This window comes from Peribacillus loiseleuriae, assembly GCF_001183985.1.
Classification (GTDB): Bacteria; Bacillota; Bacilli; order Bacillales; family DSM-1321; genus Peribacillus; species Peribacillus loiseleuriae.
Genome location: NZ_LFZW01000001.1, coordinates 2211480 through 2235613 on the forward strand (window position 1 = coordinate 2211480; position 24134 = coordinate 2235613).

Genomic DNA, 24134 nt, shown 5'->3' on the forward strand with positions numbered 1-24134 from the left:
TGGAAAAGTATCGAAATGCAGATCGAGGAGGTAAGCCGAAAATTTTTTGCGTTAATCTACGCTTAAGCAGTTTATCGACTGTTACGATGACACCCAACAATCATGAAAAAGGTGCCTTGTTAAGTGCCTTTTTAAAATATCAATTGTGAGATAAACATGAAAGTAAGGGGATAAAATGAATAAAACAGCAATACTGCAACTATCACTAGCTATGGCAATATTCGTCATCTATCTGCAAGTATCGTTTCTTTTATGATTTTTGTAGATCTTACTGTGGCTATTCTCTTGAACATTTTGCTTGTTGGCTTTCGTTCAGTATGGTTCCAATGGCTGGGTATAATCTTGATTTTTAGTGGATTATTCTACACGCTAAAAGTTCCTAAACCCTCCGTTGATCAAAATAAAAAAACTATTTTAGAAAACTAAGCAGATAGAAGATGACTTTTTTAAGTTTAGGCATAGTTAATAATAGTCATAGTTATACAGTTAATTGTTTTATCTATCCAGTAAAAACCAATTTGGAGCATCTTTTGTTGCAAAAGAACTAATTTTAAATGACTTTAAAGTTTCTCATTTTGAGTAGAGTAATAAAGAATACATAGAAGTAGAGAACTATATATACATCGATTGAATAAATGGGTGAAAAGTAGTAATTTTCAGCTGATTAATGATATAATTCAATAGTTAATAGTGTGAATATGGGAGGGTGCCATACAGTTGTTTCATTTAATAAAAGTAATAGTAACCTTAAGAAAGTATTAATATATTAGGAGAAAAACCAATAATAATTCACAAGATGAAATTTGGAAAGCGATTGTTTTTGAACTCTAATCAATCAAATAAAGACCAACTTTTTGAGTTGAAATAGTTCGAAGATATTAAAACCCAATAGAGTTTTTTTGAATTTAATTACTCCTATAAAATAGCTATACCATAACTGTAATAAAAGATATACTGTAATAATTAATCTGTGTTTTATATCATTTTGAATATATTAAAAAGGGTGGTAAGTATGAAAGGTAAAATAGTTGTAACTGGATATGGGGTAAAAGCCCCAAACACAAATGATATAGCGGAATACATAGATAATTTAAAAAATGGGATTTGCTGTTTAGAAACTGTAACAGATCTTTCACCAAATGGAGAAACAACTATTATCGGGCATTTAAAGGGGGGATTAGAAGAATTTGAGTCAAATAAAAGGTTTAAACGATTACCAAGAGCTACTTTGCTCGGGATTGCATCAGGAAAAGAAGCTTTAAAGCAAGCTAAGCTTTCGGATTTAACCGATAAAAAGGTTGGGATCTTCTTTGGAATTTCTGTTGGGGCAATTGGGGAGAAACTATTTCACGATTCGATTATTCATGTAAATGAAAATAATTATAGGAATGTGCCCATAACATTTTCTCATTTTTCAAATTATCATAGCATTACTGCTGAAATCGCTCATAATTTATCAATAAAGGGGATAACAAAAACGATAACCACTGGTTGTACATCTAGCTTAGAAGCCATCCAAGACGCAATGCTTTACCTGAAAAGTGGTATTATAGATGTAGCTGTAGTTGGAGGTGCCGATAGTTTAGTGAATAAAATGGCATGTTTTGGTTTTGCCAAAACAAAGTCTATCCCAATAAATCAAACACTAGATGTAGGTGCAGTACCCTTCAATCAAAATAGTAAGGGGTTCGCTATTTCTGAAGGTTCTGGCGTAATTATTCTGGAAAGAGAAGAAGACGCACAAAAGCGGGACATAGAAATCTTAGGTGAAATTGAAAATATAGTATCAAATAATGATGGTGTACATATCTATTCTGTAGAAGAATCGGGCGAACAAATGATTAGCGCTTTAAAAGAAGTTGTTGGAGGGAGAAGACCAGATTATATTAATAGTCAGGCATTAGGAATTCAACTGAATGATAGAATTGAAGAACAGTGCTCAAAAAGATTATTTAACCACAACGTTCCTTATACTTCAATCAAAAGTATGATTGGTAATCCATACGGAGCTATTGGGATTTTACAGGTGATCTCGTCTTTAATTAGTATAAATCACGGATTTATACCTCCGACCATTCGAACTAATAAAGATGGGTATGAAGAAATGAATATTGTAACAGAAACTGAGCATCAAGAGGTAAATGAAGTAGCGATAACGAACCATGGTCATGGGGGGAACAATGCCTGTGCATATATAAAGAGACATAAATAGAGTGGTGGGTTTGAAATGATCATCTCGTTTTTGATCGTTATTATAGGCATAATCCCTTTAGTTTTAGCAATTTCTGTATTAAAAATTTATAAAGGTTCTGAATTATCATATGCCTTATTGTTTTATATGCTATCCATTAGTTTTTGGCAAATAGATATTGCGGTATTATATTTGAAAGGGGTCATTTCCGAAGAACTTATTCTCTGGCTATTCAAATTTTTCAGAGCCGGTCCAACATTTATGATACCCTTAGTGTTTTATTTATCCTATGTTACTGTAAAAAAACATTCGGCATATATTAAAGATAACCAATTTTATCGTCCTTTAGTATCAATATTTAATCGAAAAGTATTGGTTTTATTAGTGGTATGGAGTACCTTTGTTTTTATAGTGAATTTAACAGATTATGGGATAATTGGATTGAAAGAAGTTCAGATTAGAAATATGCATGGTTCTTTTTATTTTCCAGAGTATGGACCGCTGCAATCTTTATATGTATTTCACACAGCAAGTTTTGTAATTTTTATCGTTTTTTCTTATTTTATTTCTAAATATATTCAAAATATCTATTTAAAAGGGTTCTTAGGCACTTTTTCTTTCTGCTCGTTTTTGCTGTTTCTTTCAGGCTTATTAAACTTTGTACCTGGAACAGGAGCATTGTATAGTAGCTTTGGCGTTATTATTTTTTCTGTCATCATAATCTTCTCTTTTGTAAAAATGAATACAATGATGACTATCAGTTACAACCAATTATTGGAGCGTCAAAAGAAATTGGATTATACTGGTAATTTAACTGCGAGTTTAGTTCATGAAGTGAAAAATTCACTACAAATTATTAAAGGCTATTCAAAATTGATGAGTGAGCTAACCTCATTACCAGATCAAGGTAAACATATGAATGAAATGATTCAAATTGCTGCAGACCAGCTTCACGAATTAACACTAAATTACACTAAATATATAAAATATAAATCGATTGAATTTAAAATGTTTGATCTTAATGAAATAATAGATCAAGCAATCGAATTATCAAAAGAAGTACTCACAGAAAATTCTGTAGAAATTTCTTTTGAGAAAAAATATAAAACTTTAAAAGCTTATGTAAATGATACTTACATAAAACAAGTGTTTGTGAATTTAATTAAAAATAGTTTGGAAGCTATACCGCACGATAGAAAGGTAAGAAGAATCGTTTTGTCTACGCTTGTTGAGGGTGATAGAATCATTATCGATATTGTTGATACTGGAAAAGGTGTGCCTTTAGAAAATTGGGAAGCAATTTTTGATCCATTTATCTCTTTTAAAAAAGAAGGATTAGGCCTAGGGCTACCATTTATTAAGAAAATCATTTTTGAACATCGTGGCGATATAAAAATTGTCGATAGTAGCCATAATGGGACACATTTCCAAATTATATTACCCCAATATGTATTCAGTGACTTTTATACTCACTGAGTGAATCTTCTATTAGTGGAATTTTCTTTCATCCCCAACCTAACTACTTTCTTTCTCGTAAGCTATAGGTGGGGGTCTTACTGCTCGTTCGTTAAGCGGGGATAAACAAGAAATAATAACTTGGATATAATATAAATTAATTATAGGAAAGCACCTGGAATTGGGTGCTTTTTATTTTTCCGTAAAAGTGTAATCGCAATTAATACAAGTAGCAAACGACAGTATATATATTTACTGCTTGACATGGAACAATGTAGTGAATCATGACTTGAAAAAATGTCTGATTATCTTCTTAAGTCGAACAGTATACTGTCTCAACATGAATTTTAATTGCCAACAACATATCGAGGTATATATATCCAGTAAAATGAATAGTAAAGAGTAAAAGGGGATGATTTCAATAACTATGATTGTTTGGATCGTTCTATCGTGTTTACTTTTATTTATTATCATTGAAACAGGAATATCTCTTTGGTTAAACAATTGGTCATTTGAATTTCGGTTATCTAAATTAAAAGGGTTCACTATAAAAAAGTATATAAAGATTAAGCAATGATAGCTGGGTGCTGATTCAATTATGATATTGTCGGTACCCCAAATCTTTCTTGTGAAATTCTGGTTTTGCTAGTTAGCGGAGCTTATTGCCCTAGCCAGTTTCAATTAGATTTATAAAATAATGAGGTGCTCTGTTAGTTGACGGGATTTAAGTTCTGCTGATACTGACGTTCTAGTTTGGCTACAGTATTAGATATCGAGATAAAAATGGTCAATCAAGAATAAAACAGGCTGATAATATAATGCGAGGTGCGTTAGTTCAACAAAAAGGAGCTATAAGCAGCTCTTTTTTTCTGATTGAATGGGGTAATTTAATCAGATGCCCCCTCTGATTATGTAATTATTCCAATAAGCCAGTACCTTATTTGGTCAGGAAATAGGGAAACGGTAAATGTAGCATTTAAAATCTATAAAACTATAGTATTTTGCTTAGTAAATTAAAAGTTCAATTGAGACAAAGGTTTATAGCGAATGCTTGTCCCCTTACATAGAATAAGGAAATGCTGTAATCATTGCTAGATTCAGCTGTCCTAAACGAGTAATAAGTGCAGGTTCTCCAACATCTATCAGCTGAAAAGGAGATGCCACCGCTTGTTGTATAGGATTAAATCAAAGGGAGAAGATACCGTTGCCAAATGTTCAATTAATCCCCTTCCGTGTAGAAAGAATTACAGAAAACACTGTGGAAGTTCCACGAGGGATAAGAATGATTCGTGCGCGCTCGATTTGGAGAGAAGGATATAAGGGTGAGAACATTGTAGTAGCCGTAATCGATACAGGATGCCAGCCAGATCACCCTGATTTAATTAATCAAATTGTTGGAGGATACAATTTCACAGGCGATTATAATGGTAATCCTGGCAATTTTGCCGATAATAACGGACATGGGACTCATGTCTGCGGAATTATTGCAGCAGCAGAAAATGGATTTGGAGTAGTTGGTGCAGCGCCTAAAGCAAAGTTACTAGTACTTAAAGCTTTAACTGGATCAGGAGAAGGGACAACAGACAACATTTCATCAGCTATTCAATACGCTATCAATTGGACTGGCCCTAGAGGTGAAAAAGTACGGGTTATCAATATGTCATTAGGGGGACCGAGTGATGAGGCAGCCTTACATTTATCGATTAAAAACGCAGTTCAAGCTAATATAATGGTCGTGTGTGCTGCAGGAAATGAAGGGGATGGAATTGCCGATACAATCGAGAACAGCTATCCTGCTGCTTACCCGGAAGTTGTAGCGGTAGGTTCAGTTAACCAGCGCGGACGCATATCCAGATTTAGTAATTCTAATGGTGCAGTGGATTTAGTAGCCCCAGGAGAACAAGTTGTATCAACCTTTCCTGGTAACCAATTTGCCGTCTTATCGGGTACATCAATGGCTGCTCCACATGTATCAGGGGCTGTTGCACTTTTAATAGACAAATTTGAAACAATTCTTGGGCATGAATTAACAGAGTTAGACGAATATAATAAACTCTTAAATCATACTATTTCACTAGGAAGTCCAGAGGCTCAAGAAGGACATGGGATGCTAAAACTAAATCACCAGAAAGTAGAAAAATTAAAAAAACTCTTAAGAGGGGGTAGCTTTCGCATAGAAAACAGGTAAAAATATTAACATCATTCTTATCGTGTATATACAGGGAAAAGAATTCGCTTACAATGAGATGTACCCATCAGGTAGAGGATGCTCGTGGATATTAAACGAATTTAAATCGCAACGACCAATTGAGACAATTACGAAATAGAAATTGTAATATTTAGAATATTTTGTTATATTTAAAAAGAAAATTAAATAAGCGAATTAATAGGTGTAGATAAAGGTTTTTTAATTATCTACTTAAAAGGTACATCGGTTAGAGTCCGACGCTGCCCCGCAGCTGTATTTGGGAGTGATTCGAAAGCGGTGATTATGAGTCTGTAGGCTTTGTCCACTTAATAGTACATCAATTCCCTACGTGGATAGGGGGTGTTAATCGCAGATTAGCTAGCATGAAAATTTATAAATGAATGATTATGTTATTTAAGCATTCTATTTAGAGAAGTAACAGTTTTTTTATGTTTAGCTGCTGTTCCCCAAAAAAAGTGGCATGGTTGCTATTCAAAATTGTTCGCAATCAAGTAAAAGTAGAACAATCCCTTAGGTGCAGTATACTATTACATCATTTGTAATTTCGAACAATCTAGATAATGAGAAAATTAGTACACTACAAGATAGTCATACAAAATTAAAAAATGAAATAGTATTACAAAGTATAGACCAAGAAGAAAAGAAGCTCCCTTTGCAAAATATTGATAACGCTTTCTTTATCTTGCATCAATACCTATTCGGATAGGAGGAGTAAAATGACTACACAAGGAAATTATTCTCCTGGACTGGATGGAATTATAGCAGCTGAAACAAAGCTGTCTTTCCTAGATACAGTTCATAGTGAAATTGTCATCCAAGGATATGACCTTATTAAATTATCTGAAAGTCACGATTATTTAGATATTGTACATTTACTACTTCACGATCGATTCCCAACGTCAGAAGAAAAAGCAATACAAGAAAAAACGTTGCAGGATGAATATGTTGTCCCAGAAGATATTTTAGAGATATTGAAACTATTACCAAAGAAAACACATCCAATGGATGGGCTAAGGACGGGCATTTCTGCCTTAGCTGGCTTTGATCCTCACATTAATGATCGTTCATCCACAGTAAACAAGAAACGCGCTTACACATTATTAGGGAAAGTGCCTAATATCGTAGCAAATAGCTACAGAGTGCTTAATAAACAAGAAGTTGTTTCTCCGAATAAAGATTTATCATATAGCGCCAATTTCTATTACATGATTACCGGAAAGGAGCCATCTGCAGTAGAGGAAAAAATATTTGACCAATCTTTAGTATTGTATAGCGAACATGAGATGCCGAATTCTACTTTTACAGCTAGAGTTATTGCTTCGACACAGTCTGATTTGTATGGTGCTTTAACAGGAGCAGTAGCTTCATTGAAAGGTAGTTTACATGGAGGAGCGAATGAAGCTGTTATGTACATGCTTTTAGAAGCTGGTACAGTTGAAAAGTTTGAGCAGTTACTTAAACAGAAATTAGTCAACAAAGAAAAGATTATGGGATTTGGTCATCGCGTTTATATGAAGAAAATGGATCCAAGAGCGCTCATCATGAAAAAAGCATTAAAACAGCTTTGCGATGCTAAGGGAGACGACTTACTTTATAAAATGTGTGAAGCTGGTGAAGTTGTTATGGAAAGAGAAAAAGGGCTTTATCCAAATTTAGATTACTATGCAGCACCTGTTTACTACATGCTAGGTCTGCCAATTGAAATATATACACCGATTTTCTTTAGTGCTAGAACAGTAGGTTTATGTGCTCATGTCGTTGAGCAACATGCAAACAATCGACTTTTCCGACCTCGAGTCAATTATATTGGCGTGCGTCATAATCACAACGTTTTATCTAACTTAAAACCGTAAGATATTAGCTCGCCGGATGGCCGTTAATCAGAACGTCCATCCTAATAATAAAGTGAAAATTCAATCATTCGAGGGGGTTCCTTCATCCCCCAATGATTGTTAGTCCCGTTCTAGTGTCGCTATATCTCACCAATCAGGCTTTTACGGGCAAGTTATCCACTACGCTTTTTCGATATTCCTCTAAGCCTTAAGGTGGTGGTCATACTGCCCATTAATGCGGAATAAACAATTATTAATAGAAAGGGAATGAAATAATGTTGGAAATAAATGGAATTGATCAAACGCAAACAGATGTGTTATTAGCAGACATTGCAGATTACGTATTAAACAAAGAGATTACTAGTACAGAGGCATTTGAAACGGCTCGCTATGTCCTACTTGATACACTTGGCTGTGGTATTTTAGCACTTCGATATCCAGAATGCACGAAATTATTAGGGCCGGTTGTTCCTGGTACAGTTGTTCCAAATGGTACTCGTGTTCCAGGTACCTCATATGTACTAGACCCAGTTAAAGGCGCATTTAATATTGGCTGCATGATTCGTTGGTTAGACTATAACGATACATGGTTAGCGGCAGAATGGGGACACCCATCTGATAACTTGGGAGGTATTTTAGCCATAACTGATTACTTAAGTCGTGTGAATATTGCTGAAGGGAGAGAAGCGTTAACTGTAAAAGATGTTCTTGAAATGATGATTAAAGCACATGAGATACAAGGTGTATTAGCATTAGAAAATAGTTTGAATCGGGTTGGACTAGACCATGTTTTATTTGTAAAAATAGCGACAACTGCAGTCGTTACAAAAGCGCTAGGTGGAACTAGAGAAGAAATTATCCATGCCTTATCCAACGCATGGATTGATAATTCAAGCTTGCGTACATATCGTCATACTCCCAATACGGGATCACGTAAATCATGGGCAGCTGGTGATGCTACAAGCCGTGCTGTGCACTTAGCGATGATGGCAGTTAAAGGAGAGATGGGATATCCAACAGCCCTTTCAGCACCAGGCTGGGGCTTCCAAGATGTATTATTCAATAAGCAAGAATTGAGACTTGCCCGTCCACTAGATTCATATGTAATGGAAAATGTGTTATTTAAAGTATCTTTCCCGGCTGAATTCCATGCGCAAACAGCTGCAGAATGTGCAGTAAAATTGCATGCTGAAGTAAAAAATCGTCTTGATGAAATTGATCAAGTCAAAATTACGACACATGAATCAGCTATTCGAATTATTGACAAAGAAGGACCATTGAACAATCCTGCAGATCGTGATCACTGTATTCAATATATTACGGCTATTGGGTTAATTTATGGTGATATAACAGCTGACCATTATGAAGATGAAGCTGCAGATGATGTAAGAATTGATCAATTACGAAATAAGATGGTCGTTGTAGAAAACAAACAATACACGGTTGATTATCTTGATCCGAACAAGCGATCAATCGCCAATGCCGTTCAAATATTTTATAAAGACGGATCAGTTTCAGATGTTGTGGAATGCGAATACCCGCTTGGACATCGTTTTAGAAGAGAAGAAGCGTTTCCGAAAATTATCAAGAAATTTACAAGCAACCTTAGTACTCACTATTCATCTAAGCAACAAAATCAAATTCAAAAAGCTTGTTTAGATTCCAATACATTAACAAACTTAAAAGTAAATGAATTTGTAGATTTATTTATCTCGCATTAACGAGTAATAACCCCCACCTCAAGGTTTAGGGAAATCGAGGAAGCGTAGGTGAGGGATAACTGCCCATAGAACGGGACTAACAATCAGTGGGGGATGAAGCCCCCACTGATTGAAGTTTCACTATATAATCTAAGGGGGAAGTTCAAATGGCTTGGATCGTAAATCAACAATCAACACAAGCAGATTTAGCAAACCGTTTTCGGAAATTAATAGAAGCACCTGGGATTTTACAAATTCCAGGTGCTCACGATGCGATGGCGGGACTTGTAGCTAAAAAAACAGGTTTCAAAGCTCTTTATTTATCTGGAGCTGCGTACACAGCAAGCCGTGGTTTGCCCGATTTAGGCATTGTGTCATCAGATGAAGTAGCACGACGAGCTAGGGATATTGTTCGAGCTACAGATTTACCCATACTTGTAGACATCGATACAGGTTTTGGTGGTGTACTGAATGTGGCACGGACTGCTAGAGAAATGCAGGAAGTAGGTGTAGCTGCTGTTCAAATAGAAGATCAAGATCTTCCAAAGAAATGCGGTCACTTAAATGGGAAAAAGCTTGTATCGAAACAAGAAATGATGCAAAAAATTAAAATGATTAAACAGGTTGCACCTTCAATGTTCGTAGTGGCACGTACTGATGCAAGAGCTGTAGAGGGAGTAGCAGCAGCAATCGAGAGAGTAACTGCTTATATTGAAGCAGGAGCGGATGCTATATTTCCTGAAGCACTCCAATCGGAAGAGGAGTTCCGTCAGTTTGCAAAGCAAATTAATGTGCCTTTACTAGCGAATATGACAGAGTTTGGTAAGACACCTTATTATACAGCCGAAGAATTTCAGGAAATGGGCTATCAGATGGTAATTTATCCTGTTACTTCACTTCGCGTTGCAGCCAAAGCATATGAGCGAGTATTTGAACAAATTAAGCAGGACGGCACACAGAAAGGCGCATTACAGAATATGCAAACTCGTAGCGAGTTGTACGAAACGATTGCTTATCATAACTTTGAAGACCTAGATCAAGACATTTCCAAAACCGTCTTAACGAAAGAACAATAGGGGTGTATACCCTTAATCCAAAAAGAAATTAAAAACTTACAATTTAAGAATGGAATAGATTTTACTTAGAGGTTTTATAACTATCAAGAGAAATTGAGTTCGCTTGATAGTTATTGTTTGTTTTTGCATTTCTGTTTTGTCGTTCTCAGTTAGTTTGTATATGAAAAAATCGACATAGGAAGCATTGAATTGCAATTTTAGAACGATTAAAAAAACGGTCACGCTTGTTGATATATTATATGTAATAAAGAACGGCAGCGATACTTTGCTGCCGTTCTAATTTCTAATTTTGTTCTTTACTATCTTTTGTTTGTTTCGCTATTTTTTCATGTATTTCTGATTCAATTGCCTGCACATGATCATCTTCAAGCTTTTGCATAGGCTGAGGATGGAACCATTGAATTTCTCCTTCGTGAACAAAGCCTTTATATTCCTCACCTTGCACTTGTAAAGTGAATTGCTGGCGTTCGTGTAGCCTGTCTTCGAATGCTTGCATTATTTCAAAGTCTTTAATTCCGCTAGAAATGCCGTATTGACTCATTAATTCATATATGGTATTTTCAATAATTTCCACTTGACCTTCACCAATCATTTGTTTTGGATGAGGATGAAGCCATTGAATCTCATCCTTATGAAAATGACCTTTAAACACATCACCTTGAATCTTAAAGGTGAATGCATGACGCTGATATACGCGGTCCTCAAACACTGTTTCTACTTCAAAATCTTTAAATTCAGACATACTTAGCCTCCTTAAGAAAGTTTCTAAATAGGTATGTTTCCTAGCTTATACTAAATACCCTAGTCTTTCAAGAAAAGGGAGCTAATTACCAAAAAATAGAGTAATATTTCACTAATATGATAATCCTGTGATATTTGGTAATATTGTTTAATTAGGTTGGGATAGTGTGCTAGAATTTATGAAATAAAGTTTTGTAAAGTAAGCATTTACATGGTGAATACCATTTGCATGGTTTTGCTAAATTCAGGTAGAGAAAGTCCCCCGCTTGTTCGCTTTATACAAAGATACATATTATTCCATTGGAATTAAGAGTAATAAGATTTGTTGTACAAGAGTAACTTATTGAGTTCTTAAAACAAATGAGGAAAAAGAGATTTATTAGGAGATAAAACCTGAGAATCATTTAGAGAAAATCCGTAGATTATTAAAATGAAATCGTGTACTCTGTAAAAGTATGTTTTGCAGCAATTATTTTTATACATACCCATATGGAAAATTGAACAGGAAAGAGGAAATGGAAGAATGGAAACACCAAGTTATAAGCAGTCTACGATTGTAGCCCTTCTGCTTGCAGGAGCATTTATTGCAATATTGAATCAAACACTTATGATTACAGCCATACCGCCGATTATGAAAGAAATGCATGTTACGGCGAATAGCGCCCAGTGGTTAACGACCGTTTTTATGTTGGTGAATGGGATTATGATCCCGATCAGTGCCTTTTTATTGGAGCGCTTTTCAACGAGGCAGCTCTTTATATCTGCGATGAGTGTTTTCGCGTTCGGAACAATTGTCGCGGGTGTCGCACCTAACTTTGAGATGCTTTTACTTGGAAGAGTGATTCAATCAAGCGGTGCCGGTGTTATGCTTCCGCTCATGCAAACGGTATTTTTAATGATTTTTCCAGTTAATAAGCGTGGAGCAGCAATGGGTTTAGTCGGACTCGTCATGTCCTTTGCACCGGCGATTGGTCCAGCCTTGTCAGGATGGGTAACCTCTCATTATTCCTGGAGGCTCTTATTTTTCATAATACTACCGATTGCCCTTGTTGATATCTTAGTTGCGTTTTTTGCAATGAAAAATGTGACAGAGGTAACTAAACCGAAAGTGGATGTCCTGTCGATTATTTTATCTTCTTTCGGGTTCGGAGGATTGCTTTATGGATTTACATGCGCTGGAAATAATGGCTGGCTAGCAACAAGTACGCTCGTCACACTAGGGTTAGGAGCGTTTGCACTTGTGTTGTTTATAACAAGGCAATTAAGATTGGAACATCCAATGCTTGAGTTCCGGGTGTTTAAGAATTCAATTTTTCCGCTAACCGTGCTCGTTGGAATGATTACCTTTATGGGATTAATCGGGTCAGAGACGATCATCCCACTATTTATGCAAAATATGAGGGATTTTACAGCATTTGAAGCTGGTCTAGCCCTTTTACCCGGAGCGCTAATTACCGGTTTGATGTCACCTATTACAGGAAGAATTTTTGATAAAATCGGTGCAAGATGGCTAGCGCTTACGGGCTTAACGATTATTACAGCGTCTTCGTTTGCCTTATCGAATTTAAGTCCCTCTACATCCTTTACATTTATCACAATTATGTACGGGATTCGAATGTTTGGTTTATCGATGGTAATGATGCCGGTCGCAACGGCAGGATTAAACCAACTGCCGAAACGGTTGATTGCTCATGGAGCAGCCATGGACAATACCATGAAAATGATTGCAGCGTCGGTCGGTACCGCTATTCTTGTCACTGTAATGACTTCAACGGCTGAAACAGCCCAACAACGTCCGGAAATCTCTAATCCAGATATGTATGGGGCAAATGTTGCGTTTATCGTCATCTCGATTCTCTCGTTAGTAGGCGTAATGATTTCTTTTTTCATAAAAAACAAGAAGTCACCGGAAGAAGTAATAAAGAAAAAACAAGTGGGGAATGGCAGTGTAAATGAGCAGTAATACCAAATGTGCGTGCCTTCCATAAATCGAAGATGAAAAATACCATTCGTTGCATCCTCACTATTAATAAATATCGAATAACAATAGTCTAGAGAAATCTGTGCTATCTAAGGATGTTCCAAAAGGGTTTAAACAGGTACTAGTCAAGGGAGTCTTCCTCCAGTCTGAGAGTTTGTTTGGTCAATTACTCATTTCGACATTTGGGGAGGTACTCCTTTTTTAAGTCTTTAAAAGCCTTGAGTCCGTACGGCTCAGATTTATGAAATTCAATCAAAAAAAAAGAGATCTTCCTTTTGAAGACCCCCGGTTAAAACGAATACTAAATGTTTTTTCACAATTAAACTTTCCTATAAGTTAAGTGGTGTACGTATGAAACAATAATACTAAAATTGATACTTGGTTAACTTATTTAGCTATACTATGAGCAATCAGCATAACTATAATTCCTGCACCTATTGCTACATACGGCCAAATACCGGCCCTCTTTTCAGCACTAGCACCATCAGCACCATCCAACATTCCTTCCTGAAATTTACCTTTGTCAGTTATATAATGTCTATAGACAAACAATGGAATGACAATCCCCGCACTAATTAAACCGGCCCAAAGAGTGCCTGGCCCCCAAATATCAGCACCGAATCCTAAGAATGTAATATTAACAAATGCAAATACTACATTTGTTATTAAAAGCCAATTTGGCGCTTTAAATGGTCGAGACCATTTTGGTCGATCAAGTCGATGAATCCATCCAGAATTAAGATTAAGGAAATTAAATAGCAAGTAATTTACATTTGATATTGCAAGGACAAATGTGTAATCTGACAACGTGAGTAAGAAAATATTTAATATGATACCCGCCCACATAGATCGAGTAGGTGCTCCGTTTTTATTAACCTTTGATAAAGATTTTGGTAACCATCCATCTACAGAGGCCTGATATAGTGTACGGGACGCTCCACCCATTGAGGTCATAATAGCTAATAATAGGGATAGGATTAACAATAGTAAAATAATAACCCCTATGACTACTCCGCCCCCTACCATAATAGCCATAGCACCGCCAACTCCTTCACCACTAACGACTGCAGGATCTAGTAAACCCTTAAGTCCTAGCGCATTTTGAAAGGAGAATGGAACAATTGTAAACATGAAGAAACACAATAAACCAGCGGATATTATTGCTTTAAATGTGTCCTTTTTAGGGTCTTTAAATTCACTCGTATAACAAATTGCAGTTTCAAAAGCATAAGTTGACCAAGCGGCTAGAAACATTCCACCAAACAATAATTGAAATCCAGCCATATCCCAAGATCCTGAAAGCGGATTCATTGGTAATAGATTTTTTAACTCAATCCCGTTAGTAAATAGTGGAATAACTCCGACTAAAATTAATGGTAAAAGTGCGATAATTGCTACTATCTTTTGAAAACGCGCTGCCTTTAGAACACCTAAATTTTGTATACCAAACAATGCGAAAAGAAACAGAACAGCAACAATGAAACCACCATTAATACGCATTGTAAGATCTGGCCTAATCCATTCTAAATTTAATAGTGTAAATTCCCAGGTAGTAATGGCTGATCCAGCAAAAAAGTTATTTAAAACATAGGATGCAGCTAGCGATGTTCCAAGAGCTAGTACAGGGGTCCATGCTAGCCAGTTACACCATACCGATATTGCAGCGGCGAATTTTGAATACCTTACCCAAGCCATTGCTCCGTATACAGATGCCCCTCCTGACTTATTAGGAAACAACCCGGCAATCTCAGCATATGTAAATGCCTGGAGAAACCCCATAGAAATTGATAATGTCCAAACTAACCAGGAGATATTCCCGACAGTGGCTGCGATAGATCCAATTGAAAATAATAACAGTGCTGGTACTCCACTTGAAAACCAAAAAGCATCCTTCCAAGTTAATGTTCTTTGCAATGCAGATTGGGATCCTGGTGGTGGACTTGGACTTTGTAAGACTTTAGCAGAACTTGATTTACTAGAACTCATAAACAAATTACCTCCTTAAAAAAATAATAGATTTTCATAATATTAGCGTATATATCCTTAATGGAATACACCACTTTCCCGAATGTTGGGAAAATTCTAAATTTTTTAATGAGTAAATAGATATCGTGTGTTAATTGAAAAACACGATATCTAAATTTGAACAAAAAATAAACGTTCATAGGAAATGAGAAAATGTAAATTTAGATTAATGTTATTGAGTTTATTGATAAGGGAGGTATCGGTCGTGGGAATTTGAGAGATATTTAGTTTATCTCAACGGGTTAAAGGCATTCTGGTTATACAGAACGATAGTTAGTTTTGAGTAAAATTCAAATAGATTTTGAGATAGATGTAACTTATGTAGATAAAATACTAACCAAGATTAATAAGCAGCTTGTAAAATGGAGTAGATAATAATGTCCATCAAGGAATCTTATGTAGTTTTATATACAGAAAAGAAAACAAAGAGGCTTACACCAGAATATTTACTCTGGAACTGGTAGTGGCTCCACTTGCTTGGTTGCTCGACGTCCGATTCTAAATACTATAGAGAAAGGATGGCGAAAATAATACCATCCTTATTTTTTATTTATAGATGGAGGTAGGAATTACGATCACTGGCTGTCCAGAAGAATAGGGTGCTACTTCATACGATTGAAAAATCAGGGCGATTCCACCATCAACAAAATAAAATGCATGATCTTTCGTGACCTGAAAGGCGTTTAATGTATCGTTGTCAGTAAAAAATACATCTGGATGCATTTTGATATACTCTTTGGCATAAGTTGTTATCTTCGCATAAATGGATTCTTTTGTAATGATGTCATCAAGTCTATACTGTTTGCCGTTATCTGTATTGAAATTATAAGTCGTGACTATTGTATTTCCGTGTGCCCCACCAGAAAATTGATAATCATTCATCAAAATACTTATTTTATGATCTTTATTATACAATACCTTGTAAATTGAATTATATTCATATTGACACGCAGAGGGCGCTTCATTACAGAGCGGTTCACCTTGGATTTTTTTCATGGACTCTTTTAATTTTTGATAATCATTATGTGAATTTTGAATATGTTTTTCTAACATAGCATTTATTTTTTTTTGAGCGGATTTATTCTTTAAATCGGTTACCTGAGGATAGGTTAAAAATTTTATTCCATTATATGTGTGTGTTATAACTTTAATAGGAGAATTGGCATAAGATTTTGCTGAAGGTAATGCGAAGAAATTCATTAGGAAAAAAATAATCATTAACACTAAAGCTCTAAGAACGAATGGATTTCTCATAGAATTCCTCCAATAATCTAGTTTGTGTTATTTGGATTAGTATTCTAAAAGTGGGCAGTCTTTATCCAAGAAAGAGTAGATAAAGATAATTTCTAGCGCGTAAAAAACTCACCATTAAACAAATTATAAGATTCATCATCAGATGCTTCAGCATCATGTATAATGGGTTCGGAATATTGTCCTTTTCTTCGACGATTCAAATCTGTAAATTCTGTTTCAAGAAATTCTGCTTGTTGATGTGAAAGTTTAATTATGACCTCATTATTGTTTTCATCTGCAGCTTTAAAAAGAACGTAACTATCGACGGAATCACGCAAAGTCACATTGCTAAGTGTTATGTTCATATTAATAAGTTCGTATCTGGCTTTCATAGTTAAAAGAATCCTCCGATTGCATGTAAATAGTAGATGTCAATTATAATTTACTTTATGATAGATAAATATACAATTGATCTACTTTCGAAAATTGTTGAATATGGAAATAATGAAAATAAAATCTAATTTTAACGGATAGATTGTAAATTTTTTTGTATTGCTATGATACTATTAACACGAATCAATTGTTAAGTGAACCGGAAGGGAGGAATTCGATGCTAAACAAAATTGCAATTGTAACTGGTTCATCAAGTGGGTTTGGATTATTAACATCATTAGAACTGGGGAAGAGAGGGTTTCAAGTAATTGCTACGATGAGGAATACGGAGAAAAAGGCGGAATTAATAGAACGGTCGGAATTGGTTGGAATTGCTGATCGGATTGAAATCTTTGAACTGGATGTTACCTCTGAAACCTCGATACAGCGGTTGAAAATCTGTATTGAAAGGTATGGGAGAGTAGATGTATTAGTGAATAATGCTGGGTATGCCGGTGCTGGATTCGTGGAAGAAATTCCGATTGACGAATATAGACAACAATTTGAAACAAATGTCTTTGGTGTAATTGCTGTAACACAGACTGTTCTTCCTTACATGAGAAAGCAAAAAAATGGAAAAATCATTACAATAAGTAGCGTTAGTGGTAAAATAGGTTTCCCAGGATTATCCCCCTATGTTTCTTCGAAGTTCGCTATAGAAGGCTGGAGTGAATGTCTTCGTCTTGAGTTGAAGCCATTTGGAATAGACGTTTCCCTCATTGAACCAGGCTCCTATAAAACCAACATTTGGACAAATGGAAAGCACATAACAGAAAAATCTCTACATAAAAATTCCCCATATCATGAATATCTCGTGAAAATGGAAAACTATCTTAATCATAGCGAAAGCTCATATGGCAATCCAAAAGAAATAGCCGATAAGGTTGCGAAGCTATCGACAAGTAGAGCAATGCAATTCCGTCATAGGATTGGAAGAGGCGTTACATTAGGAATTTCACTAAAAAGCATGCTTCCATGGAGAGTTTGGGAGAGGATGATTTTAACGCGTTTGGATAAGTACTAATAGGGTTTCTTTTTCTAGGAGACCAAAAATGACCAAAATAGGGTGGGAACAGATTGGATAATCATAAGCAAATACCAGCTTTTATATACACGTATGCTTGTCGAATGGATGAGCGCGCACTTTGCCAAATGGAGATGCGGTCTTTCTTTGGTATTGAGACGAAAACGAATATTTTGAAAACAGATATTAAAGTCGATCCGAGCCGAAGTCCTTTTATAAAAGAAAGAATTGACGTCATTTTTGAAGGAGATGACCTATCAGAAATCCTAGAGCAGGTTCAATCTATTGAATTGCATGAATCGACATTCAAAGTGAATTTTGTAAAAATTAATGACCTTGATAAATCAGAAAAAATTGAATATCAGGATCGGCGTAAGATAGAACGAGAATTAGGTTTACGAATCAATGGAGAGTTCGATTTCGATCAACCTGATTATGAGTATGGCATAGTGACCAAGGCTGGGCGTTGGTACTTTGGAAACTATCGTAAAAGTGAGTCCATTTGGTTTCATCATCAAAAAAAGCCTCATGAATATTCGACTGCTCTCAGTACACGTGTAGCAAGAGCTGTCGCTAATATTGCGGTACCGAATCCTGATGGGGTTCAAGTGATAGATCCATGCTGTGGGATTGGGACCGTATTGGTTGAGGCGCTTTCCATGGGAATTGATATTGTCGGGCGCGATATAAATCCACATATTATAGATGGAATAAACGGAAATATTGCCTATTTCGGTTTTGAAGGAGATGTTTCGTGTGGTCCAATTTCCGAAGTATCAGAGAATTATGATGTAGCCATTATCGATATGCCGTACAATTTGTTTACACATACTTCACCTGAGAATCAGCTATCTATTCTTAAGCATGCCCGCCGTATTGCTAGTAAAGTAGTCGTGATATCGATTGAAACAATTGATCAGATGATTAAAGACACTGGATTTGAGATTACAGATCGATGTATAGCGAAAAAAGGATTATTTTCAAGACAAATCCTTGTTTGTGAATAATAGTTGAGTCATTATCCGAAATGGATCGACGCGTAATATGGATTGATGGACAGAGTAATTAATGATTTTATTCATTTGATAGGGTAAAACTAATTTGATTAGGCTGCCCTATCATACGTAATAAAAGGTATGTAGAGTCCGAGTCAAACTCTTTTGAGGCAAGCTATCTCTTCTTAACATCCTTATTGTTCAATTTCTGTTGAATTGGATTATATGAATATAAATTGTGTTAACTAGGTTAAATCTACTTCAAAAATAGGCTTTATTTTTTCATCTATCTTTATTTTTCTAAAACCGTTAAACGATGAAATTCAATTATATGACAAGTTAGAAAAAGCGTAGGAAAACCTTGCATTTGATATTGTATAAATAGATTTTATGGAATATAATGGTATAAATAGAGTGGAATTGAAGGGGGGTATATTGATCTTCTAACTAATTTCATTATATTTATCGAAAGACCTTACTTATCTATTTTTTCAGGAATTAAATTCAGAACATTTCAAATCATTAATTTAATTAATTATTTGATTAGAAGGGGGGTATTTACTCAACGGTTCTCGCTTGTATGTATGTAATTAAAAAGTCTTGGATTCATGGTTTAACAAATCCATAAGCAATGGCAATTTCTTCTTTACATAATTAGTTTGTTCAGTACAATTTTGTACCCAACTTATTATTTTTAGAAAGGATCGTGGAACTATGACTGATTTTATAACCAAATTAAGTGATATTATTTGGGGACCGCCACTGTTGATTTTGTTAGTAGGAACTGGTGTTTATTTAACGTTTCGTATTTCTTTCCTTCAATTTAGTAAACTTCCATATGCATTAAAGCTCGCTTTTTCAAAGAATCAAGACCATTCTTCAGAAGGAGACATCTCTCACTTTCAATCATTAATGACCGCTTTGGCTGCTACAATAGGTACTGGTAATATTGCTGGTGTTGCTACTGCTGTTGTTTTAGGCGGACCAGGTGCGGTATTTTGGATGTGGATTCCTGCACTTGTTGGAATGGCAACTAAGTATGCTGAAGCGATTCTTGCCGTCAAATACCGGACAGTTGGCAAGCGTGGCGAAATGGCTGGAGGGCCGATGTATTATATTGAAAGAGGTTTAGGATGGAAATGGCTGGCTGTCCTTTTTGCTCTTTTTGGTGCCATCGGCCTTTGCCTTTGGGATCGGAAGTACTGTTCAATCCAATTCTGTGGCTGCTGCAGGCGCTATTGGCGCAGTGATACGTTATGGTGTAGCACGGGGAGTATTCTCAAATGAAGCGGGTATGGGATCTGCTCCAATTGCAGCTGCAGCAGCTAAGACGGATCATCCAGGACGTCAGGCTCTAATTTCAATGACTGGAACATTTCTTGATACGATTGTCGTGTGTTCGATAACTGGTATAACGTTAGTAATGGGAGGTTTATATTCGGATAGTAAATTATCTGGTGCTGCTTTAACGACCAAAACATTTGATCAAATGCTTCCAGGCGTAGGTGGCTGGATTGTTACAATTGGCATTATCTTTTTTGCTTATTCCACTGTGTTAGGATGGGCATACTATGGTGAAAAATGTTTTGAATATTTATTTGGAATCCGCTCAATTATATGGTACAGGATTTGTTACACTTTATCTGTCGTTGTTGGTGCTGGTATGAGTCTCGGATTGGTATGGACCATTGCTGATGTCTTTAATGGATTAATGGCGATTCCGAACTTAATTGCTCTTGTTGCTTTAGCGGGAGTTGTCGTTGCGGAAACTAAAGATTTTAATAAAATATTGGCACAGGAAAAAAGAGAGAAAAAGAAAAATATTGATATCACACATTCCACATAATTTTGAGGGATTTGAACAAAGAAGCTATCAGAAGGTGTCCTTTTGGTAGCTTTTTTGTTCAAGTATACGATTACTTTGTTTTAACAAATTGGTAAGTGTTTTCGTATTAAGAATTATTGTTTGAAGATTTGTCCATATATTTGAGATTAATTTAATTAATAAATATGCCAATAAACTTTTGTTTTCATATTTAGAAAGTGTGGTGAATGTGAATAAGTCTATAAAGTAGTCATGTGATAAAAGAAATCAATTCATGTTATAGGGTGACATCTAGATGGATATCACAGTTAAATCACATTTTCTTTAGGCCTTGTTAACCAAACAGTAATCCCAACTTTTTTACAGATCGTTACATAATGCATCATGGTTAGTAAAATGGCTCCTGTGTTCATGCCTAAAATCACACCGGTCATATTCAAAGAGGCTTGGGATCCTAATAGATACATCAGCATAAATGAGATGATATGGGACCATACCGTATGGATGAAAGCGTCTTTCACTAATCCTAACCCAATTAAATAAGCCTGCATCGGGATGATGAAGAAGTGGAATAAGAAATAAGGCCATAAAAGTTTTAAGTAGACCGCTGCTGTAGTAGAAGAAAAAAAGAGTGATGTTAATGGTTCTGAAAATACGTACATAATGAAGACAGCGGGTAGTCCGTAAAAGAGAGTCAAAGACATGGATTTTTGTAATAAATTTCTTAATTTCTGGTAGTCTTGTTTGGCATAAGCATCTGATACATTCGGAATGAGCATAATCATCAATGAATGAGCAATAAAAGCAGGGAAAAAGCCAATTGTCATAGCGACTCCCATCAGCATCCCAAAATGTTCAGTCGCCATAACTGCACCAAAACCAGCTGATAGTAGAGCTGAGTGAATTAAAAAAGGCTGGATGGCATTGGTAATGGCGTGAAAAATACGAAGACCCACGGTCGGAACGGATACAGCAAGCAGTTTATAACGTGCATGTTTACCTGAAATCGTGGTATTTGAAACTTTTCTCATCGTTTGCATTTGGATGATAAATAAGCTAATTAAATAGAGAAACACAATGAATTCACTGGCAATTAATATAATTAGCGCACTTAGTAGAGATTTTTCTTGGTCAAATTGTAGATAATGAAAGATAAGCAAGAGCAATAGGAATTGAAAGCCCTTTTTAAGAAAGTTTGAAAAGGCGATTTTCCCCATTTCTTGAACACCCATAAAATACCCTCTTGCGATTGTTGAAAAAGCAGCAATCGGGATTAACCCAATTAATAGCCATTTTACATATGGATGAAAATTATTCAAAACATTCGAAAAGGATACGACGATTAATGTTAAAAGAAGCGTAATCAGTATCGCATATCCAGCTAATTTAAGTGCATGCTGCACTAAACTATAATGAAGTTTTGGTCTATTCTCAGCGACAAATTTCGAGATGGAAACCTGTAACTCGAAGCCAGAAATAATATAAACCAAGAAAATGATTGGCAATATAGACATATAAAGACCCATACCTTCTTCACGAAGTTCTCTAGCTAGGATCATATTGACAAAAAACTCAATACACTCCCCGAAAAATGCTGCAACAATCAATATAATGGTCCCTTTGTAAAAAGATTTCATGCTGACTCACTCCCAATAGGTCTTTGTATAATAAAGATATGAGACAGGCTTTGGATTATTCGTAAGTCAAAAAGAAGAATGAATGATAAAGTGGAAATCATGTAAATTATACCTATAGCAACAGCGGTTACGCCGTACAAGAAGTTATGAAGTGCAGTAATCGTAATGATAAGATTAATGCTATACTTGGGATAGATTTGATATCTAAAAGGAGTGGAAATCCCATGAAGTACATGAAATCGCAAATGAAACAGCTAATCAAAGACAATGAAGAATTACAAAAGCGCCTAAAAGAGTTGATGGAAGAACATGAACTTGAGAAAAACTTTGCCCTTAGAGCTTTATACCATTCAGAAGTTGCTGAAGGAGGAAAGTATCAGTTAGCATACCAAAAACTTGACTTGCCCAAAGAGTAGGTCATTTTTAAAAATTCGTATTTAAGTCTATTTGCGGAAAAATAACAAGCTCATTTATATTCATTACGATGAAAAGTACCATTAATAGTGGAAGCATTTATTAACCTTTATTGGTGGATAGTTCGATTATTTAATTTGGGATATAACGGGTTTCCAGTAGCATTAAAATATGGACAAACTTAAGCTGCCAAATAACAATGTCACCTCGATGAAAATATAAAATAAAAAGCAGAGGGAATTGAACTGCCCCGTAAATGTTAGACATTACACTAACATTTACGGGGTGTTTTTTATGGCTTGAATGAGTTTGGTTTCTCTTGGCTTGTGATTAGATGAAACTTTTGACTAACCTATCGATAATGCTCCAACAAAGAGAAGAACTCTTTAACAAACTGATAAAAGACTTGTTCAGTTGGTGCCAAGCTTCTATTTTTAGAAGTGATAATTCCTACGGTTCTTTGCACTTGAGGTGTATCAATCGGTATTTTCACAGTGAAGCGAGGTGTTGTTTCATAAAGTGTCCCATCTGGTAAAATGCTCATGCCTATACCTGCGGAAACGAGGCCTTTTATCGCATCCATATCTTCTCCCTCCGCAATAATGTTTGGCGCAAAACCTGCTTGTAGGCAAGCTTCTACCGCTATTTTTTGAAGAACATACCCTTTGGGGAATAATACGAAGTCATCATTTCGCAATTCGCTAAGGGATAAGCTCTTTTTCTCTGCTAAAGGATGACTGTCAGGTACTAAAGCGGAAAAACTTTCAGAAAATAAAATATCAGCTTTAATATCTGGCTCATTTGTAGGGACAGGCCCAAGTAAAGCTAACCCGATATCTCCATTTTTTACAGAATCTATTAACAATGCATAAGATCCTTGACGAAGGTGATAGGAAACATTCTGATATTTTGCTTTAAAAGCGGAAATAACCGTTGGTAGCGTATGATTTGCTAAGCTTGTTGGATAGCCGATTTTTATCGTCCCGTTTTCCGGATCTAAGTACTCGTCAACCTTCTCTTTCGCGTAATCAACGGCCTTAATGGCTGTTTTAGCATGAATTAAAAAAATTTTTCCGATTTGAGTGAGTTTAACATTTCTACCGACGCGCTCAAATAAACTCACACCAAGTTCTGCTTCAAGTTTAGAAATTTGTAAACTAATTGCAGATTGCGCTACATGTAGATGATCTGCAGCGGCTGTTACATGCTCCCGTTCAGCAACTTCGATGAAATAGATTAATTGACGCAGTTCCATTGCTTTCCCTCCTTTATTCCTTTTCGAGATTGTTTATATCTAAATGATATATTATTTAAATCGATTTGGATACATAGAATATTGCGTGAATTTAAAATTTTTTAGAAAT

Annotated in this window: 16 protein-coding genes, 1 pseudogene and 1 riboswitch; of the genes and pseudogenes, 11 read left to right on the forward strand and 6 right to left on the reverse strand. The window is 35.7% G+C overall.

Annotated elements, in window-relative coordinates:
- Positions 1-1012: 1012 nt before the first annotated feature.
- The 6 genes from AC625_RS10415 to prpB all read left to right on the forward strand — a co-directional run bounded on the left by AC625_RS10415 (position 1013) and on the right by prpB (position 10463).
- Positions 1013-2212: a beta-ketoacyl-[acyl-carrier-protein] synthase family protein gene (locus AC625_RS10415; protein ID WP_049681235.1), complete on the forward strand. Its 1200-nt coding sequence runs from the start codon at positions 1013-1015 to the stop codon at positions 2210-2212.
- Positions 2213-2227: 15 nt separating this feature from the next.
- Entirely contained in the window at positions 2228-3667 is a 1440-nt protein-coding gene (locus AC625_RS10420) for a sensor histidine kinase (RefSeq protein ID WP_049681236.1), read from the forward strand.
- Between the two features lie 1183 nt (positions 3668-4850).
- Positions 4851-5834: a S8 family peptidase gene (locus AC625_RS10425; protein ID WP_082191034.1), complete on the forward strand. Its 984-nt coding sequence runs from the start codon at positions 4851-4853 to the stop codon at positions 5832-5834.
- A 194-nt stretch (positions 5835-6028) separates the two neighbouring features.
- Positions 6029-6169: riboswitch (cobalamin riboswitch) on the forward strand.
- Positions 6170-6571: 402 nt separating this feature from the next.
- Positions 6572-7708 (forward strand): citrate synthase, encoded by a 1137-nt coding sequence (mmgD, locus tag AC625_RS10430; protein ID WP_049681238.1) that lies wholly within the window; start codon positions 6572-6574, stop codon positions 7706-7708.
- A gap of 254 nt (positions 7709-7962) precedes the next feature.
- Positions 7963-9408, forward strand: coding sequence for a 2-methylcitrate dehydratase (gene prpD, locus AC625_RS10435; protein WP_049681239.1), 1446 nt, complete (start codon positions 7963-7965; stop codon positions 9406-9408).
- A 146-nt stretch (positions 9409-9554) separates the two neighbouring features.
- Positions 9555-10463 carry a methylisocitrate lyase gene (gene prpB, locus AC625_RS10440; protein ID WP_049681240.1) on the forward strand — a complete coding sequence of 303 codons (909 nt, stop codon included), beginning with the start codon at positions 9555-9557 and terminating at the stop codon, positions 10461-10463.
- Positions 10464-10746: 283 nt separating this feature from the next.
- Here prpB and AC625_RS10445 read toward each other — a convergent pair whose 3' ends face one another.
- Positions 10747-11205, reverse strand: coding sequence for a hypothetical protein (locus AC625_RS10445; protein ID WP_049681241.1), 459 nt, complete (start codon positions 11203-11205; stop codon positions 10747-10749).
- 522 nt (positions 11206-11727) lie between these two features.
- Between AC625_RS10445 and AC625_RS10450 the strand changes: the two genes are divergently transcribed.
- Complete coding sequence (locus AC625_RS10450) at positions 11728-13167, forward strand: DHA2 family efflux MFS transporter permease subunit (protein ID WP_049681242.1); 1440 nt, start codon at positions 11728-11730, stop codon at positions 13165-13167.
- A gap of 405 nt (positions 13168-13572) precedes the next feature.
- Here the strand turns inward: AC625_RS10450 and AC625_RS10455 are convergent, their stop codons facing one another.
- The 3 genes from AC625_RS10455 to AC625_RS10465 form a co-directional block, all read right to left on the reverse strand.
- Positions 13573-15171, reverse strand: coding sequence for a trimethylamine N-oxide permease (locus tag AC625_RS10455; protein ID WP_049681243.1), 1599 nt, complete (start codon positions 15169-15171; stop codon positions 13573-13575).
- 585 nt (positions 15172-15756) lie between these two features.
- Positions 15757-16464, reverse strand: a complete 708-nt coding sequence (locus AC625_RS10460) for a DUF3298 and DUF4163 domain-containing protein (protein ID WP_049681244.1) — start codon at positions 16462-16464, stop codon at positions 15757-15759.
- A gap of 92 nt (positions 16465-16556) precedes the next feature.
- Positions 16557-16835 carry a hypothetical protein gene (locus tag AC625_RS10465; protein ID WP_049681245.1) on the reverse strand — a complete coding sequence of 93 codons (279 nt, stop codon included), beginning with the start codon at positions 16833-16835 and terminating at the stop codon, positions 16557-16559.
- A gap of 218 nt (positions 16836-17053) precedes the next feature.
- On the opposite strand from AC625_RS10465, the gene AC625_RS10470 reads away from it, so the two are divergent.
- The 3 genes and pseudogenes from AC625_RS10470 to AC625_RS10480 all read left to right on the forward strand — a co-directional run bounded on the left by AC625_RS10470 (position 17054) and on the right by AC625_RS10480 (position 20740).
- A complete protein-coding gene (locus tag AC625_RS10470) occupies positions 17054-17899 on the forward strand; it encodes an oxidoreductase (RefSeq protein WP_049681246.1) in 846 nt (281 codons plus the stop codon).
- 53 nt (positions 17900-17952) lie between these two features.
- Entirely contained in the window at positions 17953-18906 is a 954-nt protein-coding gene (locus AC625_RS10475; protein ID WP_049681247.1) for a TRM11 family SAM-dependent methyltransferase, read from the forward strand.
- 702 nt (positions 18907-19608) lie between these two features.
- Positions 19609-20740, forward strand: a pseudogene (locus AC625_RS10480) (alanine/glycine:cation symporter family protein).
- 287 nt (positions 20741-21027) lie between these two features.
- On the opposite strand, the gene AC625_RS10485 reads toward AC625_RS10480, so the two are convergent.
- Entirely contained in the window at positions 21028-22356 is a 1329-nt protein-coding gene (locus AC625_RS10485) for an oligosaccharide flippase family protein (protein WP_049681248.1), read from the reverse strand.
- A 224-nt stretch (positions 22357-22580) separates the two neighbouring features.
- On the opposite strand from AC625_RS10485, the gene AC625_RS10490 reads away from it, so the two are divergent.
- Complete coding sequence (locus AC625_RS10490) at positions 22581-22772, forward strand: hypothetical protein (protein WP_049681249.1); 192 nt, start codon at positions 22581-22583, stop codon at positions 22770-22772.
- Between the two features lie 350 nt (positions 22773-23122).
- On the opposite strand, the gene gltC is transcribed toward AC625_RS10490, so the two are convergent.
- A complete protein-coding gene (gltC, locus tag AC625_RS10495; protein WP_049681250.1) occupies positions 23123-24025 on the reverse strand; it encodes a glutamate biosynthesis transcriptional regulator GltC in 903 nt (300 codons plus the stop codon).
- Positions 24026-24134 lie beyond the last annotated feature (109 nt).